Below are 26,044 nucleotides of genomic sequence, written 5' to 3'. Positions count from 1 at the left end.
ATCCGCTTTTGGAATTTAAAGACACCTACAATACCATTGAATTTTCACCAGAAGAAGTACTATTCAAAGAAAAAAACAGCAAATTTTTTGGTTATGCTTTCCCAATTCAATCGGAAGACCAAGTAAAACCCATTATCGACAGTTTACGAAAGCAGCATCCTAATGCAGGACATTTTTGTTATGCCTATCAAATTGGTACTGATTCGATAACTTACAGAGCTAATGATGATGGAGAACCAAGCAACAGCGCTGGAATGCCTATTTATGGTCAAATTCAGTCCTTTTCTATTACTAATGTATTGATTGTAGTGGTTCGGATTTTTGGAGGCGTAAAACTGGGTGTAGGTGGATTGATTTCAGCTTATAAAACTACAGCACAAATAATTCTTGAGACTTGCGAAATAGTTGAAAAAACAATTGATCTACATTTTTTGATCTCTTTTGATTATAAAAATATGAATAAAGTGATGCGAGTAATTAAGGAAAAGAAGCTGGAAATTGTTACTCAAGAAATGGAAATAAATGAAGTTTCAGGTCTTCCAATTGGTAAAATCGAGATAAAAACACGAAAAAAAAATGCCGAAAAAATCTTCGACATTTTTAATTCAATGTTTGAAATTGATATTAAAAAAAAATAATTTCTCTATAAAAATTACTTTTTTATTATTTTATTCCATTGTTTTTAACAATTCCAAAATATAGTGCGGTGGAGCGGTTGGACGACCTGTTTTTATGGACACAAAAACTAAAATAAATTGGGCAGTTGTTAATAACTCATCTGATTCATTATAAATCGTACAATCAAATTCTATCTTCACAGAGCTCTGACTTTTAAAAACGGTGTGCACAGTAAGTAGCTCATCATATCGCGCCGATTTTTTATAATTTATATTCATGGAAACGATAGGAAGCGCAATACCACTTTCTTCCATACTTTTATAAGAAATCCCTTTGTCTCTAAGCCATTCGACTCTTCCTATCTCAAAATAAGGAATATAATTCCCATGATAAACAACACCCATTTGGTCTGTCTCAGAGTAACGCACCCTAACTTGAATTTGATGATCTTTCATTAATTATTTATTAAAAATTTAAAATATAAAAAGTTCCTTACAACAATAATTTAAAAAATTACCACCTAAATTATTTTTTTTTACAGAAATTTGTTCACATATTTGTTACCCCGAAAAAAAGACAAAACTTACTATTTTTTTGGTAGGACAATAATTACCAATTAAATATAATTAACAGAATATATGAACAAAACTGCTCAATCAGTATGGGAAAACTGTTTGTCTTTTATTAAAGACAACATCCAAGATCAAGCCTATAAAACTTGGTTCGAACCAATCAAGTCAGTTGAACTTACCGATAACGCATTATATATTCAAGTTCCAAGTAAATTTTTCTACGAATGGTTAGAAGAACACTATGTGAAATTGTTAAAAGTGGCACTTACCAAAGAACTTGGAAAAAACGCAAAGTTACTCTATAAAATCAGAATGGAAAACACTTACGGCAACAAACAACCTTTCACGGAACAATTGCCAAGTGCCAATAGAGTACCTATGAAGCCTCAAGAAGTTGATGCTCCATTTAAGAACTTAAATCCTGAATTAAAAAACCCATTTGTAATTCCCGGAATTCGAAATTTGAAAATCGAATCCCAGTTGAACGCGAATTATAGTTTTGATAATTTTTTAGAAGGGGATTCAAATAGATTAGCTCGTTCTGCCGGTATGGCTGTGGCCAATAAGCCTGGAGGAACTTCATTTAATCCATTATTGATTTTTGGCGGTGTTGGTCTGGGGAAAACACATTTAGCGCATGCTATTGGAGTTGAAATAAAAGACAAATATCCTGAAAAAACAGTTTTATACATTTCTGCTGAAATTTTCACTCAACAATATATTGATTCCGTAAAGAAAAATAACAGAAATGATTTCATTCATTTCTACCAGTTAATTGATGTTTTAATCATTGATGATGTTCAATTCCTTTCTGGAAAATCAGGGACTCAAGATGTATTTTTTCATATATTCAACTATTTGCATCAAAACGGAAAACAGGTAATCTTGACATCAGACAAGGCTCCTGTTGATATGCAAGATATCGAACAACGGTTATTATCTCGTTTCAAATGGGGATTGTCCGCTGAATTGCACCAACCTGATTATGAAACCAGAATTTCTATCTTGAAAAATATATTATACAGAGATGGTGTAGAAATCCCTGAAGAAATTATTGAATATGTGGCTCGTAATATTAAATCTAATGTTCGAGAACTAGAAGGAGCTATCATTTCCTTGATTGCGCAATCGTCATTTAATAAAAAAGAAGTTACGCTGGAACTTGCGAAAAGTGTCGTTGAAAAATTTGTTAAAAATGTAAAACGAGAAATTTCTATTGATTACATTCAAAAAATTGTGTCTGATTATTTTCAATTGGATTTAGAAACATTGCAATCAAAAACTAGAAAAAGACATGTAGTTCAAGCAAGACAATTAGCTATGTTTTTTGCTAAAAAATTCACCAAAGCGTCTTTAGCGAATATTGGTTCTCAAATAGGCGATCGCGATCATGCTACGGTATTACATGCTTGTAAAACTGTTGACAATTTAGTTGCTACTGACAAACAGTTTAAAAAGTTTGTTGATGACATTAATATCAAATTAACGTTATAAAAGCATCATGCCCATAAAAATTTTAATGGTCTGTTTAGGAAATATTTGTCGGTCACCTTTGGCCGAAGGCATATTAGCTTCAAAACTTCCAAAAAACAAATTCACTGTAGATTCGGCAGGAACAGGTTCGTGGCATATTGGTCATGCGCCTGACGAACGTTCCATCGCTGTTGCAAAAAAAAACAGGGTATTTATTTCCCATCAGAAAGGCAGACAATTTAGCAAATCTGATTTCGATTCTTTTGACTATATCTATGTGATGGACCATACTAATTACCAAGATGTACTGGAACTTGCAGAAAATAACGAACAAAAAGACAAAGTCAAGCTTATATTGAATGAGCTATTTCCAAACGAAAATGTAGATGTTCCGGATCCATACTTTGGTTTGCCAAATGGATTTCAAATAGTTTACAATATGCTTGATGAAGCTTGCGATGTCATTGCCAAAAAACTAATAGTCAAACACCAATAAACTTTGATTTAATTTTAAAAAAAAACTAATGTCACAATCTGATTATTAGCGCATTTTCATAGAAAAATTAATCTCACATTATTCATTTTAGAAATAAAATAACCTACTTATGAAACCAACTGCACTTTTAGGAAAACTTTATTTAATCCCTACGACCATGGGTGATTGCGACCCGATGGATGTTTTACCGCAAACCGTAAAAAGAAGTATTGATTTTATAGATTATTATATTGTTGAGAACGAAAAGACAGCTCGTAAGTCTATTAAAGGTGTAAGTCCAGAAAAAAAACAATCTGAACTTATCCTTTTTGTGTTAAACAAACATACCGAAACCAAGGAACATTTAGACTTTATAAAGCCTTTACTTGAAGGAAAAAATGTTGGATTAATGAGCGAAGCTGGGTGTCCTGGAGTAGCTGATCCGGGTGCAGTAATTGTGAAATTGGCTCATGAAAAAGGAATTCAAGTCATTCCTCTGGTAGGACCTTCTTCGATACTTTTAGCGATGATGGCTTCTGGTATGAATGGTCAAAGTTTTACGTTCAATGGATATTTGCCAATTGAAAAAAGCGAAAAGAAAACCGCTCTTAAAAATTTAGAGAAGCTTTCTCAAGACAAGAACCAATCCCAAATTTTTATTGAAACTCCGTATCGAAACAATAAAATGTTGGAAGATATTTTACAAGCTATAAACCCTGCAACTCATCTTTGTATCGCAACAGATATTACTTTACCTACAGAGTACATCAAAACGATGAGAGCTTCTGATTGGAAAAAAGTTACGGTTGATTTACACAATCGTCCTACTATTTTTATTATTCATAAAATGTAAAGTTCTCGATTTCCATTATTAAAAGACATAAACTAAAATTCTATACTAAAGGAATTATTAGTTGGTCTAAAAATATTTGATTCAAAAACAAAAACTACAGCTGTTTTATGAATTAATGAATTGCTTTTTTTGGAGCTTTTTATTCTTTTTAAAAGCATAACATGTTCCCTTAAGAACTATAATTATAAGGATTATTTTTTTTCTTTTTACCTAAAAAACCACCTATTTTATTTAAATAAAGATGGATTTTCTGATTAATAAATAACAGAAAATCTACGATTATATTAACAATAATTATAGAAAATATTAACCGTAAAACTCTAAAAAAAGTGTTAATTTTACTTGTGCCTATCATTTTTTGATATCAAAATTCAAAAAAATAAATAATTAAAACTCTGAATTATAGTGATTTAAAATAATTTATAAAAACCAAAAGGGGAAGAAAAAAATAAGCCTTGCTACAATTAATTAATCATTAAAATTCTTCAGAAATAACTAATTTAAATCTAAAAATCATGAAATCAATTATTGTTATTTTGTTTTTATTAAGTCTGGTTCCTCATTCCTATTCTCAGGTTACAAAAGATACTGTTAATGGGAATATGAGAATGGAAGAATTACCCGCAGTTGTCATCAAAAAAGCGGGAAAGGATTTTTCAGTATATTTACCTGATCGAAACGCTGATTTAAAAGTAAGAAATCTAGAAGATAAATTTATTGCCTATGATGTTGGAAAAGATTATGAAGGATATGAGGAGTACTTGGTGATTATGGAAACCAAAGACGGCTCTTTGAATGCGACCTATAATGAAAATGGAAAATTAACACGAGTTATTGAAAATTATAAAGATGTAAAACTTCCAAGTAGTGTGATTTATTCAATATACAAAGCGTATCCGGGCTGGCAAATTGTAAATGACAAATATTTATATTCTCAAAAAGAAGGCGATGTTCTTAAAAAAGAATATACTATTCGAATTAAAAAAGATAAAGAAATTCGAAAATTAATTGTTAATGCCGATGGAGTTATTACCAAAGATAAATAATAAAATTAATTTTAATTACAAGCTGCCTTCGGGTAGCTTTTTTTTTATGGAATCTTAAAAAGCCTTTTTTTCTCCACAGGAATAAATGAACTTCAATTTTTGCAAAAACGAATCAAGATAATTATAAAACGAGTACATTTATAAACAATAATAAATGTGATTTTCATGAGTAAACTTCCAAATATTGGGACTAGCATCTTTACGGTAATGTCAAAAATGGCAAGCGAATTCAACGCCATAAATCTTTCACAAGGTTTTCCAAACTTTCCAGTCGATGAAAGATTAACGGATATTGTGGCTCAACTTGCCAAAGAAAATGTACACCAATACCTGCCGATGTCAGGCTATCCGCCGTTATTGTTGAAAATCGCTCTACTGATCAAGAATTCATACGGAAGAGCAGTTCAACCTGACACTGAAATCCTAGTTACCGCTGGCGCTACTCAAGCAATTTTTACAACAATCACAGCCTTGGTAGAAACAAATGATGAAGTAATCATTTTGGACCCAAGTTATGATTGCTACGAAGCTCCTGTATTACTTTGCAATGCGAATCCGGTTCGTGTATCTTTAAACGATGACTATACGCCAAACTGGAATTCAATCGAGAGCGCTTGCAGTACTAATACCAAAATGATTATTATAAATAATCCTCATAATCCGACAGGGAAGATTTTAACTCAAGCAGATTTTGAAATTTTAGAATCACTCTTAGAAAAGTATCCAAATATCATTATTCTTTCAGACGAAGTCTATGAATACATCACTTTTGAAGAAAAACATATTTCTGCAAATACGCGGGAAAAATTGCTCAATCGATGTGTGATGATTTCCTCATTTGGAAAATCCTTTCATGTTACGGGGTGGAAAGTAGGTTATTTAATAGCTCCCGAATATTTGATGAAAGAAATCAAAAAAGTACATCAATTTTTGGTTTTTAGTGTAAATAGCATTTGTCAAGTTGCCATCAGCGAGTATCTAGATTTAGTTTCCGTCAATGAAATAGGAAACTTCTATCAGGAAAAACGGAACTACTTTAGACAATTATTAAAAGAGAGTCAATTTGAACTCATGCCTTGCGAAGGAACCTATTTTCAAGTTGCATCCTATGCCTCTATTTCTGATAAAAATGACGTTGATTTTTGCAAATGGTTGATAACTGAACATGGAGTTGCAGCTATACCTATTTCTACTTTTTATGCAAATGGTAAAGATCTTAAACTAATTCGGTTTTGCTTCGCCAAAGACAATGATACGCTAGAGGCAGCCGCGAAACGATTGTGCGCAATCAAATAGCCTGATATTTACTATTTTTTTATATGCATGCATACTATTTAATTTTATTATATTTACGAATCAAATTATAAAACACTATGAATTATACAGATAAAATGTTACGCGATGACGCCTTAAAAGGAAAAGTGATAGTTGTAACCGGCGGTGGTAGCGGTTTAGGTAAAGCAATGACTAAATATTTCATGGAATTAGGCGCACAAGTTGCCATCACTTCAAGAGATTTAGAGAAATTAAAGAATACTGCTTCAGAACTGGAAACCGAAACTGGCGGAACTTGTTTGCCCCTACAATGTGATGTGCGTCATTACGAAGAAGTGGAAAACATGCTGCAAGAAGTATTAAAAGCTTTTGGAAAAGTAGATGTGTTACTTAACAATGCTGCAGGAAATTTTATTTCACCAACGGAGCGATTGTCTGCTAATGCGTTTGATACTGTAATTGACATTGTCTTAAAAGGGTCTAAAAACTGTACTCTTGCATTTGGAAAACATTGGATTGATACCAAGCAAAAATCTTCTACCATTTTAAATATTGTAACTACTTATGCTTGGACAGGATCCGCTTATGTAGTACCCAGTGCAACTGCAAAAGCAGGAGTTCTGGCTATGACGCGAAGTCTTGCCGTAGAATGGGCAAAATACGGAATTCGTTCTAATGCAATAGCTCCTGGACCTTTTCCTACCAAAGGCGCTTGGGATAGATTATTGCCTGGCGATTTAGCCGAAAAATTTGATATGGCAAAAAAAGTGCCTTTGAAACGTGTGGGAGATCATCAAGAATTAGCCAATTTAGCCGCTTATTTAGTTTCTGATTTCTCTGCTTATGTAAATGGCGAAGTCATTGTTATCGATGGTGGCGAATGGTTGAAAGGAGCAGGACAATTCAACATCCTCGAAGCAATTCCTGAGGAACTTTGGGATCAGTTAGAAATGATGATTAAAGCAAAAAAGAATAAATAGAAAATCGAATATTATAAATGTAAAAAGGAGAGCCGTTTTTTGGCTCTCCTTTTTTTAAATATTTATTTAAATTTCACAGAATAATTGAAATAACAAGAATAACACGAAAGAAAGACACCTAAAATCGAGATTTACTAATAACGCAATAAGTATATTAAATTAGCAAATATTTCTCCCAAAACAAAATTCACTCCCAATTAAATTCCTATTTTTGCAGGACAAAAACATAACAAAACATTTATGCTCATTATAGGAATTGCAGGCGGAACAGGAAGTGGGAAAACAACAGTAGTTCATCAGATTATGAATGAATTACCAGAAACGGAAGTAGGTATTATTTCGCAAGATTCTTACTATAAAGAAAATCATGGGTTGTCATTTGATGAAAGAGCGCTAATAAATTTTGATCATCCACGCGCCATTGATTTCGAATTATTGGTTGCACATCTTAAGGAATTGAAAGCCGAAAGAAATATTCACCAACCTGTTTATTCTTTTGTAACGCACAATAGAACAGACGACACCATTTTCACGCATCCAAGAAAAGTAATGATTGTGGAAGGGATTTTAATTTTGGCAAATGCTGAATTGAGAGAACTTTTTGACATTAAAGTTTATGTTCATGCCGATTCTGATGAGCGTTTAATTCGCCGTTTAAAACGTGATATTGCGGAACGTGGTCGCGATATGAATGAAGTTTTAAATCGGTACCAATCAACACTAAAACCAATGCATGAGCAATTTATTGAGCCTACAAAAGCATTTGCCGATATCATCATACCAAACGACAAATATAATACCGTTGCCATAGACGTAGTTCGTGCCGTAATAAATCAAAAAATTCTATAATTTATTGTAATTTTATTGCAAAATTAGAAAACATAATACCATGATGTCATTCCGATGAAAAGAGGAATTAGGATCTATTTCCTGTCTCGTCGTAAAGACATTATTATTATTTTTTTTCCTAGCAAAGACGAGTCAATATAAGATTTCCAATTCAAAAGGAGTTCACAGAACTCCGATGAAAATAAAAGTTAAGTGCAGTAATCAGGGCTAAAAAATATTATAAATGACAAATCCGTATAAAGGCAAACCTTGGTTTAAATTTTTGAGTAACAAGTATGTTTGGGTCTTGTTATTTTTTTCTACTTGGATGATTTTCCTTGATAACTATTCGTATTTCGATCACCGTTTTTTGGATAAACAAATTGATGAACTTCAAGACAATAAAGAATATTATCAAGAAGAAATAAAAAAAGACCAAGAGAATATTAAACAATTAAAAAATTCTGAACAAATAGAAAAATATGCCCGAGAAAAATACTATATGAAAAAAGATAGTGAAGATATTTATATCATCGAATTCGAAGGTGACACGATTGAAAAAAATAAATAATAAAATTATTAAAATCAACTACCAAAATGGCTAATTCCCTTTTCGATGATTTCAATCCCCTTTCTTCCAAACAATGGAAACAGAAAATCCAATTTGAACTCAATGGAGCCGATTATAATGAAACTCTAATTTGGAATTCCCCAGAAGACATAAAGGTAAAACCATTTTATCACAAAGATGAATTCACGAAAGTTTATCCAGTTGTAACGAAAGCAACCGAATTTAAAATATGTCAGAACATTTTTGTTTATGATGTAGAAAAATCCGTAGAAAGAGCCTTAGATTCTATAAATCGTGGTGCAGAAAGTCTGCGTTTTACCATAGAAAAGGATACTATTGATGTCGAAAAATTATTAGCGAAACTACCCTTGGAAGAAGTAACAGTTTACTTTAATTTGGCCTTTATTTCAATCGATTTCGTGAAAAAAATTGAAACAATTGCAAAGGAAAAGAACGCGACAATTTTCATCAACCTAGACCCAATCGGGCAATTGGCCAAAGACGGAAACTGGTTCGTTACTAAAGAAAAGAATAATTTTGAAACGCTCAATTTACTTTCGAAAGAAGCAACATCAACTTCTTTACTAAGTATTAATTCAGCATTATATCAAAATGCAGGAGCTAACATGGTACAGCAAATCGCTTATAGTTTAGCGCATGCCAATGAATATTTCAACAAGATTACAACCATAAATCAGCCTATTGTTTTCGAAGTTGCTGTAGGAACAAATTACTTTTTCGAAATTGCAAAACTGCGAGCTTTACGTTTGCTTTTTAATCTAATTGCAAAAGAATACGACCACAATCTTGATTGTAACATTATAGTTTCGCCGACAAAACGCAACAAAACATTGTACGATTATAATGTGAATATGTTGCGAACTACAACGGAATGCATGTCGGCAATTCTTGGCGGGGCTGATGCTATTGCTAATTTACCTTATGATGCATTGTATCATAAAGACAATGAATTTGGTGATAGAATAGCGAGAAATCAGTTGTTGGTTCTCAAGCATGAAAGTTACTTTGCCAAAGTCAATAATCCGGCCGATGGAAGTTACTACATAGAAAATATTACCAATCAATTAGCCGAAAAATCTTTAGCTTTATTCAAAGACATCGAGGCTAACGGCGGTTTCTTAAAACAACTCAACGACGGAATCATTAAAAGAAAAATCCAAGAAAGCGCAGACAAAGAACAAGAATTATTTGATACAGGAAAAGAAATTTTATTGGGAACCAATAAATATCCCAACAAAGACGATAGAATGAAACACGATTTAGAATTATTTCCTTTTGTAAAACAAAATCCTAGAAAAACATTGATTACACCAATAATCGAAAAACGTTTAGCCGAAAAATTGGAACAGGAAAGGTTAAAAGGAGAAGAAAACTAGATCTCTTTTTTGGTTTATTTGAATATAAATAATAATAATTATGGAAGCGATTAGACAAATTGTTACAGTTATAAATCACAAAATAACCATCACCTTGCCCGCTGATTTTTCAGCTGAGGAAGTGGAAGTAATTATTTTGCCTAAATCAAATGGGTATGAAATTCCGCAATGGCAAATTGATGAAGTAAGAGAAAGAACCCAAAGATATTTGGACGATCCTTCCTCGGCCCAAGATATTGATGATTTTTTAAAAGAAATCGACAGTGAATTATCAGATGATAATTTTAGCGGAAGCTAGATTAGACTTTAAAAAAAGTTTTGAGGGATATAAAGACATTCATCCTAAACTTGGAGAACGATTTAAAAATTCGTTTAAAGAAAGTTTCAAAATAATTAAGTCAAATCCATTATTATTTTAAATTAGATAATAATAGAGTTATCCTATTAGAAAAATTTCCTTATTTAATACATTTTAGTGTAGATGATAAATTAATTCAGATTAAGGCTGTTTTTCATACTTCAAGAAACAGCGAAATAAATAAAATTGTTTAATTAGATTTATACAAAATAACATTGAGAAAAAGCATTCAACATATAGAATTAGAAAAGTCTGAAGGTAGAAGTCCTAAGTTAGAAGAAAAAAGCTTTTTAACCGCTGAAAATATCGAACTTAAACAAACGTACTCAGACGAGGATATCAAAGATATTAAACATCTTGATTTCGGTGCTGGCTTTGCGCCAAATTTACGCGGACCTTACGCAACGATGTATGTGCGCAGACCATGGACAGTGAGACAGTACGCTGGATTTTCAACAGCTGAAGAAAGCAATGCTTTTTACAGACGAAATCTTGCAGCAGGACAAAAAGGATTATCAATCGCTTTTGACTTACCTACGCATCGCGGATATGATTCAGATCACGAACGTGTAGTGGGCGATGTGGGGAAAGCGGGAGTCGCAATTGACTCGGTTGAGGATATGAAAGTATTATTCGACCAAATCCCTTTAGATGAAATGTCCGTTTCTATGACTATGAACGGAGCGGTTTTACCAATCATGGCTTTTTATATTGTCGCTGCCGAAGAACAAGGCGTAAAACCAGAACAACTTTCCGGAACGATACAAAATGATATTTTGAAAGAGTTTATGGTGCGTAACACCTATATCTATCCTCCAACACCTTCGATGAAAATCATTGCTGATATTTTTGAATTTACCAGCAAAAAAATGCCGAAATTCAATTCCATTTCAATATCGGGTTACCACATGCAGGAAGCGGGAGCTACCGCTGATATTGAGCTGGCATACACACTTGCCGATGGATTGGAATACATTAGAACTGGACTTGCCACAGGAATGAAAATCGACGAGTTTGCTCCTCGCCTATCGTTTTTCTGGGCGATTGGTATGAACCATTTTATGGAAATTGCCAAAATGCGTGCGGGAAGAATGATTTGGGCAAAACTGGTAAAACAATTTAATCCAAAAGATGACAAATCATTAGCATTGCGAACACACTGTCAAACTTCTGGTTGGAGTTTAACGGAGCAAGATCCTTTTAACAATGTGGCTCGAACCTGTATTGAAGCTTCGGCGGCAGCTTTTGGAGGGACACAATCGTTGCATACCAATGCACTGGATGAAGCTATTGCCTTACCAACTGATTTTTCTGCCAGAATTGCCAGAAATACCCAGATATTTTTGCAGGAAGAAACTAAGATTACCAAAACAGTTGATCCTTGGGCCGGAAGCTATTATGTGGAAAGTCTGACAAATGAAATTGCCGAAAACGCATGGGAACTCATCCAAGAAGTAGAGGAATTGGGAGGAATGACCAAAGCCATTGAAACAGGAATTCCAAAAATTCGTATCGAAGAAGCTGCAGCAAGAAAACAAGCAAGAATAGACAGCAGTCAAGATATTATCGTAGGTATCAATAAATACCGATTAGAGAAAGAGGATCCCTTGCAAATTCTTGATGTTGACAACCAAATGGTACGAAAGCAACAACTGGAACAATTAGATCGAATTAAAACAACGCGGGACACCGAAAAAGTACAAAATTCACTTAAAAAATTAACTCTTTGTGCTCAAACTGGTGAAGGAAATTTACTGGAATTAGCTGTTGATGCCGCAAGAAACCGAACTACATTAGGCGAAATTAGTGATGCCTTAGAAACCGTTTTTGGAAGATACAAAGCACAAATAAAATCCTTTAGTGGCGTGTATAGCAAAGAAATAAAAGACGACAAAAGCTTTGAAAAAGCGAAACAAATGGCAGATGAATTTGCTAAAAAAGAAGGCCGTCGACCAAGAATTATGATTGCCAAAATGGGACAGGATGGACACGATCGTGGAGCGAAAGTTGTCGCTACTGGTTATGCCGATGTAGGTTTTGATGTTGACATTGGCCCACTTTTTCAAACTCCGGCTGAAGCGGCTAAACAAGCCATAGAAAACGACGTACATATTCTAGGTGTTTCCTCTCTTGCTGCAGGACATAAAACGCTGGTTCCGCAAGTAATTGAGGAACTCAAAAAGTACGGTCGTGAAGATATTATGGTGGTTGTTGGCGGTGTAATCCCTGCACAGGATTACCAGTTTTTATTTGACTCAGGTGCAGTTGCAGTTTTTGGACCTGGAACAAAAATTAGTGAGGCGGCGATAAAAATATTAGAAATTTTAATAGGAGGAATGGAATAATTATTTTAAGCCATTTTCATAAGGAGATAAATAATAGTTACAAAACATCAATTTTATAATTGGTGTTTTTTTTATTTCTTACACACAAGACGTTCATTTTTCCTATTAAAAAAAACATCAAAAAAGTTTTTATATTAACATAATTTATAGTAAATATTAACAGAAACTACTTAATAAAAAAACTAAATTTACTTAATAAAAATATGTTTGATTCTTACAAATATTTGTCAAAATATTGATTTACAATTTATTACATTTTAAAGTAAATAAAATATCAACTATTTTAATTTCATAAAAAAAAATACATTATTAATTTAAAACTGAATATTATGAAAACATCTATTACTATTATTTTAGCTTTTTTGGCAGTAACATCCTCTTTGTATTCTCAAGTAGAAACTGGCAAAATTAAAATCGAAGAATTACCCGAAGTTGTTATTAAAAGAGCAGGAAAAGATTTTTCTGTTTTTTTACCAAGTAATAGCCCGGATCAAAGGGTAAAGTCTGTCGAGGAAAAATTTATCGCTTATGACCTTGGTAAAGATGCCGAAGGAGCTGAAGAATATCTTGTGATTATGAAGGCAAAAAATGGTTCATTGGCTGCAACTTATGATGATAAAGGTAAATTGATTCGTGTTGTAGAAGAATTCAAAAATGTAAGACTTCCCAATCAGGTGATTTACTCAGTTTATAGAACGTATCCTGGATGGACTATTGTTAATGATAAATTTCTCTACACACAAGAGAAAGGAGATGTTACCAAAAAACAGTATAATATAAAAATCAAAAAAGACAAGGACGTAGTTAAATTGGTAGTTAAACCAAATGGGGAAATAGTTAAAACAAGTAAACCAATGTTAATAAAATAAAAAGACAGAACGAAAAACCTGTCGTGAACACTTAAAATTGAGTAGTATATTAAACCCAAATTGCACGGATTTGCAAAAATTAATTAGTGCAAATTCGTGAAATTTGGGTTTTTATTTTTAAAATCAACTTAAAAATCAGTGTAAATCTGCTTAATAAGTACTACTTGTGTTATCAGTGTACTATTTTAAACTTGCTTCCAAACAACGGTACGTCAAGAGACACAATTTGTAATAATTTATATACTTTTTATAGTTGCATTACTGTCTGCTACGATAAATGAAGTGTCGTAGCCACCAAAGGCTTTCATATAACTTCGTATTGAAGTTCCATAAGCATCTCGAAAGGATCTTTTACCTTTATTTTTAAAAAATCTTCTTACTGTTCCAGGTCCTCCAAGGTGCGCTGCAGCCAGAATTCCTGATTCCGTGATATAAATTCCATTAAGAATAGTACCTTCATATTTCTCGATTTCTTTTTTCAATTCCCATTTATTTTGAGCTAAAAGTGCTATAAATGCTTTTTCTTGCATTTCGGGACTGTTCAAAAAAGCGGAACTACTATGTATTCCAACAGATTTTAATGTTTCTATACCAAATTGATATTTACCTAAGTATCCCAGAGAATTAACTTTTTTATATTTACTTTCCGATTCTCTGTAGCCGATTGCTTCTTTAAAACCAATAAAGAAATTGCCGGTAAAAGGGATATTCAATTTGGTGTAATCATTTTGTTGTTCAGAGGGAAATAAGTAGGGTGATCCGTCTGTTTCGTGAACTAAAAACCATGGGGTAGTTTCTAAATTAAAAGGTTTAAACCCTGAGCTTAAAAAAGCTATAATAATCGTCAAACCTGAGTAAAAATACCATTTCTTTATCATAAATTGTTTTTCTTCAAAACGCTGTCCCGTTAAGAAATTTCTGCGGGCAAAGATACAACAATTTAATTTATACTGATTTTCAGCCTGTTAAATAATTCTAAAAATAGATTAAGTGCCATTTAATTCCGTTTAAGTGCGTGATTTCTATCGTTGGCGCTGGAATTTTTACTGTATTTAAAACAGAAAAAACCGTCTTTAAAAAATGGGATTTTGTATTTATTTTAGTCAAATCGGCGTCCAAACTGAGATAAAACTGTCTGAATCTCTGTGGATTATACGTTACATTTTGGGCGTAATTTTCCTTATTTCCTGTAACCATTCCTTCTGCTCCATAACCCACAGCCAGATTTAACCATTTTGGGATTTTTGAGCCCTTTGAAAAGGAATGTAAATTGACAGAAAGCCAATAGGTTTGACCATTATAATCTTTTAGAATTTGTTCTGTAAATGAACTTCCTAACACTTCCGGTCTATAACTGGGGTATTGTGTCGTATGAAATGAAAATTTAGGGGTTATCCGTTGTTCTTTCCACAATAATTCTTGAGAAACATACAAAGCGGTACCGGAAGCATTAGCAATTATATCACCTGTAGAAGCGCCCCATTCCGCTGAAAACCCGTCAAAAACCTCAACAGCAGTAAGGAAAACAAATCCTAAACCGGCTCCGTAAACCAGCTGCTTTTTTTTACTGGCTCCGCTCCAATTCAACAATTCTGCACCAGCTCGCCCCAAATGATAGGCCGAAAATAAATGTCCTGCTTTATCCATTTGAAGCCATTCGGAATTATCATTTATAAAATGAAAATTAGATTTTGGATAATCGGCATACCAAAGTTGGTTTAAGCCTACCAAAGCTCCTGAAGCCAATACGGCTTCAGAAATGATTACCGTATTTTGCCTTTTACTATTTAAAGAATCCGATGGTTTCAGGAAACTCTCCATTTTATTTTGACCAAAAACAGGTTGGAGGCCAATCAAAAATAAAAGAAGAAAACAATAGTTTTTTTTATATTTCAAAACTATCTCTTTACACCTTGACTGTTTATCCAATCCGAATATTTTTTGGCATTCACGTTATGTTCTTCTAAAGTGGTCGCAAATTCATGATATCCAAAACGCTCCACGCTTGCACAGAAATAGATGTAATTGTTTTTTTCTGGATTTAAAACTGCTTCTAATGCCGTAATATCGGGCATTGCGATTGGTCCTGGAGGCAGACCAACATTCATATACGTGTTATAAGGTGAGGCAATTTTTAGATCATTATAAAATACTCTTTTGATTACTTGGTCAAAATCGTTAAACTTCAATTTTAAAGCATATATAACAGTGGGATCCGCTTGAAGAGGCATTTGCAATCTTATACGATTTAAATAAGCGCCCGCAATTCTTGGTCTTTCATCTTTTTTTACGGACTCTTTATGAACAATCGATGCCAAAATTGTAGCTTGGATTGGAGTCAATCCTTGTTTTGCTGCTTTTGCTACACGCTCTTTATTCCAAAAATTTCTATATTCCTTAATCATTTTATCTCGGAATTTTTCAGCCGAAGTATTCCAATACGTTTCATATGTATTTGGAATAAACAATGCCAACACATTTTCGTTAGTGAAACCGTTTTCTTTTAAAAATATAGAATCTTTAAAAGATTTCAATAAGGACAAACTGTCTGATTCAATTTGAGAACCTACTCTTCCCGCTAAATTCTCCAGTCTTTCTTGGTTATTGAATGCTAAATTCACAGGAACATTTGTTCTTAAAGCCTTTACCAGATTGTAACTGCTCATTCCTTTTGTGAATAAAAATCGTCCTGGATTTACATTGTCTGGATAACTTCTTTTATCGGCAACCATTTCAAAACGATCTATGTTTTGAACATAAGGGGCAATTATTTTTTTGACATTATCATAGGTCGAACCCGTTGGGACATACACATAGACTTCTTTCTCTGAAAATTTTGTATTATCAGAAAAAATTTGACGTACTAAAACAAATCCGTAAACGATTAATCCTGTTATTAAAACAACAGATACGATTGTTATAATTTTTTTTATATTCAAAATAATTATTGTTTAAAATTGCTGCGTCAGTTCGCTGTCGCTCGCGTGATTATTAATTAATTGAAAAATAGCTTCGTCTTTATAATTGCCGTTTACTAAATTCCAATCTTTTTTTATTCCTATACTTTGAAAGCCAAATTTAGTAAAAAGAGCTATACTAGCCACATTTTCTGTACCAATATTTGCATATAATTGATGCAAATTAAGATGGCGAAAAGCATACTGAATTAACAACGCTAAGGCTTCAGAACCAATATTTTGCTTGCGGTTTTCATGCCCTTGTAACATTATACCAACTCCTGCTCTATTATTTTTTGGATCAAAATCAAACAAATCAATTAATCCCAATGCCGGAAAATCCTGATCTTGACAAATAGCCAATCGCAATTGCTTGGCTTCATAAATATCCTGGTGCGCATTTTCTAAATATTGTTTCACTAAAAACCGACTATAAGGTGTATTAGTGTTACTTACTTCCCAAATACTTTGATCATTTTCGACGGCATAAATAAACTCTAAGTCATTTGGTTCTAATGCACGAATATAGATATTCTCTCCTTTTAATGTTATCATTTTAAATTTAGGATTTAGGAATTCAGAATTAGGAATTAACGCTTCGACTATACTTCGACTTCTCTCACTGTAGACTTCCTAAGGTGACGTAAGGATTTTGTTTAAATTTCAATAGTTCCTTTGAATACAAATTCGGCTGGTCCTTTTAGGAAAACATTCGTGAACATACCGTCTTTTTTATCAAAAGAAACAGTCAGTTTTCCGCCTTCCACATGCAAAATAATTGAACTGGCATTCGTTTTTCCTAATTCATTCATGGCTATAGCTACTGCTGTTGCGCCAGTTCCGCAAGAAAGTGTTTCATCCTCTACTCCTCTTTCGTAGGTTCTTAAAGAAAAAGTTGCTTCATCGATTTGCTTTACAAAATTGATGTTGCTTCCTTCTTTTCCATACAAATCTCCGTATCTGATTATTGCTCCATTTTCTTTTACATTAAAATCTTCTAAATTCTCTACCAATTGAACATGATGCGGGGAACCCGTATTGAGAAAAACATAATCGGGATGAGTCTTAATAGTGGAAACATCAATCATTTGCAAAGAAACTAATCCGTCTTCGCCAATTGTTGCATGATGTACCCCATCAATCGCTATAAAAATAGTGCTGTTTTGAATCACATTTCGATTTTTGGCGAAAGCCACCAAACATCTTCCTCCATTACCACACATCGAACTTTGATTTCCATCGGAGTTGTAATAGACCATTTTAAAATCAGTTTCCGTGTCATTTTCCAATAAAATAAGCCCGTCGCCGCCTATGCCAAAACGCCGGTCACATAAATGAGCGATGAGTTGAATATTATCTTTTGGAAAAAAATCCGAACGATTATCAATCATTACGAAATCATTCCCGGTTCCTTGGTATTTATAAAATTCTATTTGCATTTTATTTGAATTGTGTTGTACAAAAGTACGAACTATTAATGAAATGTTAATCATTGTTAAAGAGCGTTAAACCGTATTGTGAGAAAACAATTTAGTTTTATTTTTACCTGTAAATAATTTAAAAATGAATTCTAACATGAACCGATTTTCAACCTTATTTTTAGTGTCATTATTAAGCGGAGCCACTACATTGGGCGCGTACAAGTTATTATTTGACAATAACGGATATTTTTCCAACAGGAACAACCCAACTGTCACCCTGGCATCTGAATCATTTGGTAAAAACGTAGGACTATCCGTAGAAAATGTTGATTTTACGGAAGCTGCCGAAAAAACGATTCACACCGTGGTTCACGTAAAAAACGTGTCCCGAAAAACAGTCAATGATCCCATGTTAGAATATTTTTACGGATACCAAGGCGGACAAACTCAGGAGCAAGTAGGAACAGGATCCGGTGTAATAATTTCGGAAGACGGCTATATTGTAACGAATAATCACGTGATAAAAGACGCAACGGAAATTGAAATCACACTAAATAATAAAAAATCATACAAAGCAAAACTCATTGGAACCGATTCCAAAATGGACATTGCTTTATTAAAAATTGATGCCGATGAAAAATTACCCTATACCGCTTTTGCCAATTCTGATTCGGTTAAAATTGGAGAATGGGTTCTGGCAGTTGGAAACCCGTATAATTTAACTTCAACGGTTACCGCTGGGATTGTTTCGGCAAAAGCGAGAGATTTAGGTACTAGCGGAATTCAATCATTCATACAAACCGATGCCGCTGTAAATCCCGGGAATAGCGGTGGCGCGTTAGTGAATACACGAGGGGAATTAATTGGAATCAATACCATGATTTCGTCAATGACGGGTTCTTATGTTGGGTATTCCTTTGCAGTTCCATCAAATATCGCCCGGAAAATAATCGAAGACATTATGGAATTCGGGAATGTGCAACGAGGAATTCTAGGCGTTGAAGGAGGCGAATTGAATTCAAATGCTTCAAAAGAACTAGGTATTCCGGAAACGCAAGGTTTTTACATAAAAGATGTAACTAAAAATTCAGGTGCCGAGAGATCCGGACTTGAAAAAGGGGATATTATCATAAAGCTGGATAATCAAAATGTGGCGACTTATGCTGACCTTTCGGGTTACATTAATACAAAAAGACCAAATGACAAAGTTCAGGTGACTTTTATAAGAGATGGAAAAAACAGAGTTCTCCCAGTTGTATTAAGTAAAAATGAATTTTTTAGTACCGAATTTAAAGGAATGGAACTGGAAAATATCAATGCTACCGACAAAAAGAAATATAATCTGGATTACGGAGTGAAAATTAAATCGATTACCAATGATAATCTAAAGCAATATGAAAATGAACTTAAAGGAAATATAATTCTGAATATTGATAATGAAAAAGCAAAAGATATTGAGACCGTTTCTAAACTTTTGAGTAAAAAAGAAGAAAGCCAAAGCGTTCGAATAGAAATGATCAATAAAAACGGTGAAATTCTAAAAATTATTATCTAAATATTTTTCCAATCCAATTTAACAACCATCTTGCAAAAACAAGATGGTTTTTTTTATTTCAAAAATAAATCACAAAATAGCTTACGAAATCGATTGAAATAGGTATTTTTGCGCCAAATTTAAAAAAATAACTACTAAATTTTTACAAATTTTCAGCTATGAACAATACAACTTTGTACCAAAAAGAAGTTTCATTTCAAGTCGACAGACGACGTGCCGGGGTCGAGTTAATCAAAATTATTAGCGATTTATGGTACGACAAATCCATAGAAATGGTTTTGTTTAAAAATCAATTACTGGATAAAAACGTAAATGAGATCATCAACTTGCATCAATATGCAGGTGAATTTGTGGGAAAACCAATTACCGTTTTCGATTCGGTTGAAATTGCCAGAGTCATTTTAGAATTAGATTTACCACCTTCCAAATTGGACATTGGTAAACTTACTTACGAATATCGTTTAGAAGACGAAAAATATCCAGATGCAAGACATTTTGTAATCGACAAATTAAAGGAAGCTAAATCTACAGAAGAAATTCAACCTAAAGATGTGATTCTTTATGGTTTTGGTAGAATTGGGCGTTTATTGGCCAGAGAATTAATGTCGAAAACTGGAAAAGGAAATCAATTGCGATTGAGAGCCATTGTAACCAGAGATAAAAATGACGCTTCAAGTCTAGAGAAAAGAGCTTCTTTATTGCGCTACGACTCTATTCATGGTGATTTTCAAGGTTCAGTAACTGCTGATCCCGAAAATAATGCGCTAATCATCAACGGAACCACCGTTCATGTGATCACAGCAAATTCACCGGAGGAAATTGACTATACACTTTATGAAATTGACAACGCTCTAGTGATTGATAACACTGGCGCTTTCACAACGCATGAAGCATTAAGCCGACATTTAAGTTCAAAAGGAGTAGAAAAAGTGTTGCTTACCGCTCCTGGAAAAGGAGTTCCAAATATCGTTCACGGTGTAAACCAAAACGAATACAATCCGGATGAAATAAATATTTTCTCGGCAGCATCTTGTACTACAAATGCTATTACGCCAATTCTAAAAGCAGTCGAAGACACTTTGGGCGTTGTAAAAGGGCATTTAGAAACCATTCATGCCTATACCAATGACCAAAATTTAGTAGACAACATGCACAACAAATACCGTCGTGGTAGAGCTGCTGCACTAAATATGGTAATTACCGAAACTGGTGCTGGAAGTGCTGTTGCAAAAGCGTTGCCATCGCTGGAAGGAAAATTAACGTCTAATGCGATTCGGGTTCCCGTTCCTAATGGTTCACTTGTTGTTTTGAATCTTGAAGTATCCAGAGAAACTTCTGTACAGGAAATCAATGCCATTATGAAAAAATATGCACTAGAAGGTGAACTGGTAGAACAAATAAAATATTCCTTGAATAACGAGTTGGTTTCTTCGGATATCGTGGGTACATCGGCACCTTCAATTTACGACAGTAACGCAACAATCGTTTCTAGAGATGGAAAGAATATCGTCTTGTATATTTGGTATGACAACGAATATGGCTACAGCCATCAAGTAATACGATTGGCGAAATACATTGCTAAAGTAAGACGTTTTACGTATTACTAGCGTTCGTTTTAGTTATCGTTTTTTTAGTTTTTAGTTTTTTTAGACTAAAATCCGTCTCGTTTGCAAGAACTTGGCGGATTTTTTTGTTTAAAAGATTTAGATTTTCTTATAATCATCGGGCGATTATTTTGGGCGTGCCCTCCGTGATTTTTTCATCGTTCCTCCTTGCAAAGTCACTGCGGTCGGGCTATACGTTTCTCTCGTCCCAAGAGACGAGATTTACTGCTAACCCTCACGCAAACCCTGCTCAAAATCACATTAATTTTCCCAAATTGAATTTCAAATACGGTAGGAATTCACATCATGTTATATTATTTTTGTAAGAATAAAACACTATATTTGATTTGTTGAACTGCACTTAATTATAGTCAAATTCCTTATAATTTTATCGAGAATAGAAGTATAAAAAGTGACATATTAGGTTTGTTGATAGAAAAAAACACGATGCGTTTTTTGTGTTGCTGAAATTAAAATAGTAACAATCAAGTAAATTAAATATTTAGCACTTTCTAAGGAGTAGTATACATTTAAGAGTTAGCAGAAAACTAAAAAAAACAAAATCAACAAAAATTAAATAAAAATGAAAAAAATTCTACCTTTTCTATTGCTTGGAAGTAGCATGTTATCATTTGCACAATTACAGGTTAATACACTAAACTTAACAACAAATGATTTGGTATACGATTCATTTACAAATAAAATTTATGCAAGTATCCCTAGTTCAAATGGTTCAAACGGAAATAGTATTGGAATCATTAATCCTACTAATAATACATTAGTAAACACTGTCTTTATAGGTAGTGAGCCTACAGTTTTGGCAATTTCTGATAATGGTCAATATATATATTCCGGCTTTAGCGGTTCTTCAACAGTTAGAAGATTTGATGTTGCAAATCAAACTGCAGGTCTTCAATTTAGTTTAGGAAGTGACCCTTCTACAGGTTCGTTTTATGTGGAAGATATTGAAGTTATGCCAGGTCAATCAACAACTATTGCTATTTCAAGAAAAAATAATGGCTTTTCACCTAGACACGAAGGAGTTGTAATTTACGACAATAATGTCATGAGACCAACAACAACACCTGACCATACAGGAAGTAACAGAATAGAATTTACAAGTCCAAACGCATTAATTGGATACAATAATGAAACAACCGAGTTTGGAATTAGAAGATTATCTGTAAATAATAGTGGAGTAACTAATGTAAGTGTAGCTCAAAATGTTTTATCTAACTTTTATTTAGATTTTATTTACAAAGACAATTATCTGTATTCATTTGACGGTAAAGTTGTAGATATTACAACTGCACCATTCGTAATTGGAAAATTTACAAATACAACAGGTCCAGTTGTTTATGATACATATTACAATAGAGTTTGCTTTGCAAGTTATGATTTTTCTGGAAATATTACATTCAAGAGGTTTAACCCAAATACATTTTTGCTTTTTGATAGTTTACCTATTTCGCAAGCATTTGGTTCAGTGAAGAATATTATAACATGCGGAAATGGTTGTTACGCCTTTAATACAACTGACAATAAAGTTATAATTATTAAAGATTCTACTTTGGGATTATCTGAATTAGAAACTAAAAATAGATTAACCATTTATCCAAATCCCACATCAGATTATTTATATATTAAAAGTGAGATAGAAATAAAAGAAATCATAATTTCTGATTTAAATGGTAGAATAATAAATAATATTGATCATGTAGATAATAAAATATCTTTAAAAAATTTAGAAACTGGTTTATATATAGCGAAATTGATAGATATTAATGGTAACGTAAAGACCGAAAAAATTATAAAAAAATAGGCTAATACCACTAGCAAAAGCTTCGTTTGCAAAACCAACAATGAAGAATTTTTTCCACGAAGCTGTTGTGATTCCGCTCATATGGGGCTATCATTATTGAATGTTAAGAAATTAAAGAGGCGTAAGCGCCTCTTTTTTTTATGGAATATTGTTTTTGCAGTACTTATAACTTTTTTACACCATTAAAAAATTCGAAAAACATTTGTACAAAAATTAAAAAGCGTCTTTATTTTGTAAGAATAAAGCGCTACATTTGATTCCTTGTAACTGCATTTATTCATAGTTAAATTCCTTAATGTTAATTAGGAATAGGAATTTAAAATATAAGATTTATTAGTACAAAAAAATGCAATGTCTTTTTTGTATTGTAGAAATTAAAACAGTGACAATCAATACATTAAATAGTTAGCAATTTTAAGGAGTTGCATCTATCTAAGAGTTGGTGGCTAGTTTACCGAAAAATCGCAGAAAATAGAAATTAATAAAAAAAAATGATTGAATTATACATAAATTGGGATTTTGACTCGCAAATAATTAATATTTTCGGGTTTCCATTAAAATATTACGGACTGTTATTTGGTTCTGGTTTACTTTTATGCGCATACATTCTAAAAGGAATTTTCAAAAGAGAAAACTTAAAAGATAGCGCACACGAAGCGTTGTTTATATACGGTATAGTTGGAATTCTTGTCGGAGCAAGACTTGGACATTGTCTATTTTATGACTTTGAGTATTATTCAAAAAATATATTAGAAATATTTTTACCAATCAAAATAAATCAAATCGGAGAAATAAAATTTACTGGCTATACTGGCTTAGCAAGCCACGGCGGAACAATCGGATTGATTGTTTCACTTTATTTATATTCAAGAAAATACGAAATAAAATATCTTAAAATACTTGATTTAATTGCCATTGTTGCACCACTTGGTGCAACATTTATAAGACTTGCTAATTTAATGAACTCAGAAATGATTGGTAATCCGACTACAATGCCTTGGGCATTTATATTTAGACGTGTTGACAATATACCAAGACATCCAGCCCAACTTTATGAAGCAATTTCGTATTTAATAATTTTCATTATAGTTTTTACCATTTACAAAACGGAAAACATAAAGTTAGGAAATGGTTTCTTGTTTGGTTTAGCAATAACTTTAATTTTCATAATGAGAATTTTAATTGAGTTTGTAAAAATAAATCAAGTGGAATTTGAAGATGGAATGAAATTAAATATGGGACAAATGTTGAGTATTCCATTTATAATAATAGGAATGTATTTTATGGGTAAAAATTTAATAAAAAAGAACCTAAATAAAAAACCAGCCACCAAAAGCTAAGGGTTTGTTGGGCTTGCAAAACTAACAATGAATCCTCTGTTGAACGAAATGAAATTCATCGAACGCCAATAAAATATAAAAAAGTGGGATAAACTGGTTGTGATTCCGCTCCTATGGGTTTATCGTGATTGAAGTTTAGGAAATTCAAGAGGCTAGATTGCTTCTTTTTTTATGGAATACTGTTTTTGCAGAAGTTAAAATTTTTTTACGCCACTAAAAAATTCGAAAAACAATTGTATATAATTTAAAAAGTGTCTTTCTATCGTGCAATATATCAACTATAGCTACTCCACATTAACTTAAAAAACCTTTATAGGTTTTTTGCCCGAAAGCTATCGGATAAACTGCCGTTATGTTGCACAGCCAAAAAAAATAATGGTTTAAAGTAGTTGAAGCTAAAAAAAATGTAATAACTTTGTGGCTACTAAATTAAAAAGGTTATGGATATTTCTGTTATTCAAATTGGAAATTCTAAAGGAATTCGTTTATCGAAAACTTTATTAGAAAAATATAATATCACGGATAAAGTAGAACTTATTCTTGAAAAAGGATATATTATCCTAAAACCGAAATCTGAACCAAGAAGCGGTTGGGAAAATGCTTTTGAAAAAATGCATAAAAATGGCGACGATAGTTTGTTAATAAATGACTTCTTTGAAGACGAAAATCTCGAAGAATGGAGTTAAAACAGTATCAAATAGTTTTAGTCAATCTGGATCCAACCATTGGAAGTGAAATGAAAAAAACACGTCCTTCGATAATAATTTCACCAAACGAAATGAATAAATTTTTGCAAACTATTGTCATTGCACCGATAACGAGTAGTTCGAAAACTTATCCAACAAGAATTGAAATTAACCATAACAAAACCAAAGGCTGGATTGTTTTAGACCAAATCAGAACAGTTGACAGGCAAAGAATAATAAAAACGGTGGGCAATCTGAATGAAAAAGAAATTGAAAAAGTAAAAAGTATCTTGAAAGAAACTTATGTAGATTAGACAAACAACGTCAGTTCACGGCAGTTTTTATGTAAAGCCTCACAACATTATTTCAATCAAAAAACCCTAAATCGGCAAAACGGTCGTACTTTTCACTTCCGAAATCACAAAAAAAGTATTGATTAGAGAAACTTCGGGTAAAATCGATAATTTCTTTTGATGAAAATGATGGTAACTTTCCATGTCCGGCAACACGATTTTAAGCATGTAATCAAAACTTCCGGAAACGAAATTACATTCTACCACTTCGGGGAAATTCAATATCGATTGGTTGAATCCTTCGGAGATATCATAATTCTGTTTGACTAAAGTTACTTGACAATATACGGTCAGGTTTATTCCTAATTTTTTTTTGTTCAAAACAGACACATACCTATCTATAATACCCTCTTTTTCAAGTCGTTTCACACGATCATGAACCGGCGTCAAGGAAAGATTTATTTTATTTGAAATGTCTTTTAGCGTCAAATGAGCATCTTCCTGCAGCAGACGTAAGATTTTTTTGTCGGTTTCGTCTAGTATCATAATGAAAAAAAGAGTTAATGAAATCGATATAGTACCGATTCTCAGATATTTTTTCTTTTTAGAAATATAAAAAGTTTCTTATTCAGAAATATTTACTGCTAAATTACCAAATAAAATTAATATTTTCTTAATTAATAACCGTATAACAATAATATTTTCT

Annotated in this window: 26 protein-coding genes; 19 read left to right on the top strand and 7 right to left on the bottom strand. The window is 32.8% G+C overall.

Annotated features, from left to right (window positions below):
* The first annotated feature begins 8 nt into the window (after positions 1-8).
* Positions 9-638 (top strand): IMPACT family protein, encoded by a 630-nt coding sequence (locus tag H4V97_RS13525; RefSeq protein ID WP_196850624.1) that lies wholly within the window; start codon positions 9-11, stop codon positions 636-638.
* A gap of 30 nt (positions 639-668) precedes the next feature.
* Here the strand turns inward: H4V97_RS13525 and H4V97_RS13520 are convergent, their stop codons facing one another.
* Complete coding sequence (locus H4V97_RS13520; RefSeq protein ID WP_196850623.1) at positions 669-1,073, bottom strand: acyl-CoA thioesterase; 405 nt, start codon at positions 1,071-1,073, stop codon at positions 669-671.
* Positions 1,074-1,256: 183 nt separating this feature from the next.
* Between H4V97_RS13520 and dnaA the strand changes: the two genes are divergently transcribed.
* The 12 genes from dnaA to H4V97_RS13460 all read left to right on the top strand — a co-directional run bounded on the left by dnaA (position 1,257) and on the right by H4V97_RS13460 (position 13,660).
* Positions 1,257-2,684 (top strand): chromosomal replication initiator protein DnaA, encoded by a 1,428-nt coding sequence (gene dnaA, locus H4V97_RS13515; RefSeq protein ID WP_209549965.1) that lies wholly within the window; start codon positions 1,257-1,259, stop codon positions 2,682-2,684.
* A gap of 7 nt (positions 2,685-2,691) precedes the next feature.
* Complete coding sequence (locus H4V97_RS13510) at positions 2,692-3,159, top strand: low molecular weight protein-tyrosine-phosphatase (RefSeq protein ID WP_209549964.1); 468 nt, start codon at positions 2,692-2,694, stop codon at positions 3,157-3,159.
* A gap of 109 nt (positions 3,160-3,268) precedes the next feature.
* Positions 3,269-3,991, top strand: a complete 723-nt coding sequence (locus tag H4V97_RS13505; protein ID WP_209549963.1) for an SAM-dependent methyltransferase — start codon at positions 3,269-3,271, stop codon at positions 3,989-3,991.
* A 515-nt stretch (positions 3,992-4,506) separates the two neighbouring features.
* Positions 4,507-5,037, top strand: a complete 531-nt coding sequence (locus H4V97_RS13500) for a hypothetical protein (RefSeq protein WP_209549962.1) — start codon at positions 4,507-4,509, stop codon at positions 5,035-5,037.
* Between the two features lie 165 nt (positions 5,038-5,202).
* On the top strand, positions 5,203-6,333 hold the full coding sequence (locus H4V97_RS13495; RefSeq protein ID WP_196850618.1) for a methionine aminotransferase: 1,131 nt from the start codon (positions 5,203-5,205) through the stop codon (positions 6,331-6,333).
* A gap of 77 nt (positions 6,334-6,410) precedes the next feature.
* Positions 6,411-7,292 (top strand): SDR family oxidoreductase, encoded by an 882-nt coding sequence (locus H4V97_RS13490; protein WP_196850617.1) that lies wholly within the window; start codon positions 6,411-6,413, stop codon positions 7,290-7,292.
* Positions 7,293-7,532: 240 nt separating this feature from the next.
* Positions 7,533-8,141: a uridine kinase gene (udk, locus tag H4V97_RS13485; RefSeq protein ID WP_196850616.1), complete on the top strand. Its 609-nt coding sequence runs from the start codon at positions 7,533-7,535 to the stop codon at positions 8,139-8,141.
* Positions 8,142-8,364: 223 nt separating this feature from the next.
* Positions 8,365-8,691: an FtsB family cell division protein gene (locus H4V97_RS13480; protein ID WP_196850615.1), complete on the top strand. Its 327-nt coding sequence runs from the start codon at positions 8,365-8,367 to the stop codon at positions 8,689-8,691.
* A 26-nt stretch (positions 8,692-8,717) separates the two neighbouring features.
* Positions 8,718-10,088 carry a methylmalonyl-CoA mutase subunit beta gene (locus tag H4V97_RS13475; RefSeq protein ID WP_196850614.1) on the top strand — a complete coding sequence of 457 codons (1,371 nt, stop codon included), beginning with the start codon at positions 8,718-8,720 and terminating at the stop codon, positions 10,086-10,088.
* 40 nt (positions 10,089-10,128) lie between these two features.
* Positions 10,129-10,386, top strand: a complete 258-nt coding sequence (locus H4V97_RS13470) for a hypothetical protein (protein ID WP_196850613.1) — start codon at positions 10,129-10,131, stop codon at positions 10,384-10,386.
* A gap of 275 nt (positions 10,387-10,661) precedes the next feature.
* Positions 10,662-12,791: a methylmalonyl-CoA mutase gene (scpA, locus tag H4V97_RS13465; protein WP_196850612.1), complete on the top strand. Its 2,130-nt coding sequence runs from the start codon at positions 10,662-10,664 to the stop codon at positions 12,789-12,791.
* Positions 12,792-13,120: 329 nt separating this feature from the next.
* Entirely contained in the window at positions 13,121-13,660 is a 540-nt protein-coding gene (locus H4V97_RS13460) for a hypothetical protein (RefSeq protein WP_196850611.1), read from the top strand.
* 236 nt (positions 13,661-13,896) lie between these two features.
* Here H4V97_RS13460 and H4V97_RS13455 read toward each other — a convergent pair whose 3' ends face one another.
* The 5 genes from H4V97_RS13455 to dapF form a co-directional block, all read right to left on the bottom strand.
* On the bottom strand, positions 13,897-14,538 hold the full coding sequence (locus H4V97_RS13455) for a peptidoglycan-binding protein LysM (protein WP_196850610.1): 642 nt from the start codon (positions 14,536-14,538) through the stop codon (positions 13,897-13,899).
* Between the two features lie 97 nt (positions 14,539-14,635).
* Positions 14,636-15,481 carry a DUF2279 domain-containing protein gene (locus H4V97_RS13450; RefSeq protein ID WP_196850609.1) on the bottom strand — a complete coding sequence of 282 codons (846 nt, stop codon included), beginning with the start codon at positions 15,479-15,481 and terminating at the stop codon, positions 14,636-14,638.
* A gap of 77 nt (positions 15,482-15,558) precedes the next feature.
* Positions 15,559-16,599: an endolytic transglycosylase MltG gene (gene mltG / locus H4V97_RS13445; RefSeq protein WP_196850608.1), complete on the bottom strand. Its 1,041-nt coding sequence runs from the start codon at positions 16,597-16,599 to the stop codon at positions 15,559-15,561.
* A 12-nt stretch (positions 16,600-16,611) separates the two neighbouring features.
* Complete coding sequence (locus H4V97_RS13440; RefSeq protein WP_196850607.1) at positions 16,612-17,172, bottom strand: GNAT family N-acetyltransferase; 561 nt, start codon at positions 17,170-17,172, stop codon at positions 16,612-16,614.
* A 101-nt stretch (positions 17,173-17,273) separates the two neighbouring features.
* Positions 17,274-18,056, bottom strand: a complete 783-nt coding sequence (gene dapF / locus H4V97_RS13435) for a diaminopimelate epimerase (protein ID WP_196850710.1) — start codon at positions 18,054-18,056, stop codon at positions 17,274-17,276.
* A 136-nt stretch (positions 18,057-18,192) separates the two neighbouring features.
* Here dapF and H4V97_RS13430 point away from each other — a divergent pair, with 136 nt between their 5' ends.
* The 6 genes from H4V97_RS13430 to H4V97_RS13405 all read left to right on the top strand — a co-directional run bounded on the left by H4V97_RS13430 (position 18,193) and on the right by H4V97_RS13405 (position 25,359).
* Positions 18,193-19,593 (top strand): trypsin-like peptidase domain-containing protein, encoded by a 1,401-nt coding sequence (locus H4V97_RS13430; protein WP_196850709.1) that lies wholly within the window; start codon positions 18,193-18,195, stop codon positions 19,591-19,593.
* Between the two features lie 158 nt (positions 19,594-19,751).
* Complete coding sequence (locus H4V97_RS13425) at positions 19,752-21,200, top strand: glyceraldehyde-3-phosphate dehydrogenase (RefSeq protein ID WP_196850606.1); 1,449 nt, start codon at positions 19,752-19,754, stop codon at positions 21,198-21,200.
* Between the two features lie 580 nt (positions 21,201-21,780).
* On the top strand, positions 21,781-23,019 hold the full coding sequence (locus tag H4V97_RS13420) for a T9SS type A sorting domain-containing protein (protein ID WP_209549961.1): 1,239 nt from the start codon (positions 21,781-21,783) through the stop codon (positions 23,017-23,019).
* A gap of 491 nt (positions 23,020-23,510) precedes the next feature.
* Entirely contained in the window at positions 23,511-24,359 is an 849-nt protein-coding gene (gene lgt, locus H4V97_RS13415) for a prolipoprotein diacylglyceryl transferase (RefSeq protein ID WP_209549960.1), read from the top strand.
* Between the two features lie 440 nt (positions 24,360-24,799).
* Entirely contained in the window at positions 24,800-25,045 is a 246-nt protein-coding gene (locus tag H4V97_RS13410; protein WP_196850603.1) for an AbrB/MazE/SpoVT family DNA-binding domain-containing protein, read from the top strand.
* Positions 25,036-25,359, top strand: coding sequence for a type II toxin-antitoxin system PemK/MazF family toxin (locus H4V97_RS13405; RefSeq protein WP_196850602.1), 324 nt, complete (start codon positions 25,036-25,038; stop codon positions 25,357-25,359). Before H4V97_RS13410 ends, H4V97_RS13405 begins: the two co-directional genes overlap by 10 nt.
* 66 nt (positions 25,360-25,425) lie before the next feature.
* On the opposite strand, the gene H4V97_RS13400 is transcribed toward H4V97_RS13405, so the two are convergent.
* Entirely contained in the window at positions 25,426-25,884 is a 459-nt protein-coding gene (locus H4V97_RS13400; RefSeq protein ID WP_196850601.1) for an Lrp/AsnC family transcriptional regulator, read from the bottom strand.
* Between the last annotated feature and the right edge of the window lie 160 nt (positions 25,885-26,044).

Origin of the sequence: Flavobacterium sp. CG_23.5 (assembly GCF_017875765.1) — a bacterium.
Taxonomy (GTDB): domain Bacteria; phylum Bacteroidota; class Bacteroidia; order Flavobacteriales; family Flavobacteriaceae; genus Flavobacterium.
This window is presented reverse-complemented; position numbering and strand designations above follow the sequence as displayed.

What these genes read in the sequence shown, in the direction of transcription:
- H4V97_RS13470 (WP_196850613.1), top strand. Translation starts at nt 10,129, where the DNA reads ATGGAAGCGATTAGACAAATTGTTACAGTTATAAATCACAAAATAACC.
- lgt (WP_209549960.1), top strand. Translation starts at nt 23,511, where the DNA reads ATGATTGAATTATACATAAATTGGGATTTTGACTCGCAAATAATTAAT.
- H4V97_RS13460 (WP_196850611.1), top strand. Translation starts at nt 13,121, where the DNA reads ATGAAAACATCTATTACTATTATTTTAGCTTTTTTGGCAGTAACATCC.
- H4V97_RS13425 (WP_196850606.1), top strand. Translation starts at nt 19,752, where the DNA reads ATGAACAATACAACTTTGTACCAAAAAGAAGTTTCATTTCAAGTCGAC.
- dapF (WP_196850710.1), bottom strand. Translation starts at nt 18,056, where the DNA reads ATGCAAATAGAATTTTATAAATACCAAGGAACCGGGAATGATTTCGTA.
- H4V97_RS13480 (WP_196850615.1), top strand. Translation starts at nt 8,365, where the DNA reads ATGACAAATCCGTATAAAGGCAAACCTTGGTTTAAATTTTTGAGTAAC.
- H4V97_RS13405 (WP_196850602.1), top strand. Translation starts at nt 25,036, where the DNA reads ATGGAGTTAAAACAGTATCAAATAGTTTTAGTCAATCTGGATCCAACC.
- H4V97_RS13450 (WP_196850609.1), bottom strand. Translation starts at nt 15,481, where the DNA reads ATGGAGAGTTTCCTGAAACCATCGGATTCTTTAAATAGTAAAAGGCAA.
- H4V97_RS13520 (WP_196850623.1), bottom strand. Translation starts at nt 1,073, where the DNA reads ATGAAAGATCATCAAATTCAAGTTAGGGTGCGTTACTCTGAGACAGAC.
- H4V97_RS13475 (WP_196850614.1), top strand. Translation starts at nt 8,718, where the DNA reads ATGGCTAATTCCCTTTTCGATGATTTCAATCCCCTTTCTTCCAAACAA.
- H4V97_RS13400 (WP_196850601.1), bottom strand. Translation starts at nt 25,884, where the DNA reads ATGATACTAGACGAAACCGACAAAAAAATCTTACGTCTGCTGCAGGAA.
- H4V97_RS13500 (WP_209549962.1), top strand. Translation starts at nt 4,507, where the DNA reads ATGAAATCAATTATTGTTATTTTGTTTTTATTAAGTCTGGTTCCTCAT.
- H4V97_RS13505 (WP_209549963.1), top strand. Translation starts at nt 3,269, where the DNA reads ATGAAACCAACTGCACTTTTAGGAAAACTTTATTTAATCCCTACGACC.
- H4V97_RS13455 (WP_196850610.1), bottom strand. Translation starts at nt 14,538, where the DNA reads ATGATAAAGAAATGGTATTTTTACTCAGGTTTGACGATTATTATAGCT.
- H4V97_RS13490 (WP_196850617.1), top strand. Translation starts at nt 6,411, where the DNA reads ATGAATTATACAGATAAAATGTTACGCGATGACGCCTTAAAAGGAAAA.
- H4V97_RS13420 (WP_209549961.1), top strand. Translation starts at nt 21,781, where the DNA reads ATGAAAAAAATTCTACCTTTTCTATTGCTTGGAAGTAGCATGTTATCA.
- udk (WP_196850616.1), top strand. Translation starts at nt 7,533, where the DNA reads ATGCTCATTATAGGAATTGCAGGCGGAACAGGAAGTGGGAAAACAACA.
- H4V97_RS13430 (WP_196850709.1), top strand. Translation starts at nt 18,193, where the DNA reads ATGAACCGATTTTCAACCTTATTTTTAGTGTCATTATTAAGCGGAGCC.
- H4V97_RS13495 (WP_196850618.1), top strand. Translation starts at nt 5,203, where the DNA reads ATGAGTAAACTTCCAAATATTGGGACTAGCATCTTTACGGTAATGTCA.
- H4V97_RS13510 (WP_209549964.1), top strand. Translation starts at nt 2,692, where the DNA reads ATGCCCATAAAAATTTTAATGGTCTGTTTAGGAAATATTTGTCGGTCA.
- H4V97_RS13410 (WP_196850603.1), top strand. Translation starts at nt 24,800, where the DNA reads ATGGATATTTCTGTTATTCAAATTGGAAATTCTAAAGGAATTCGTTTA.
- H4V97_RS13440 (WP_196850607.1), bottom strand. Translation starts at nt 17,172, where the DNA reads ATGATAACATTAAAAGGAGAGAATATCTATATTCGTGCATTAGAACCA.
- dnaA (WP_209549965.1), top strand. Translation starts at nt 1,257, where the DNA reads ATGAACAAAACTGCTCAATCAGTATGGGAAAACTGTTTGTCTTTTATT.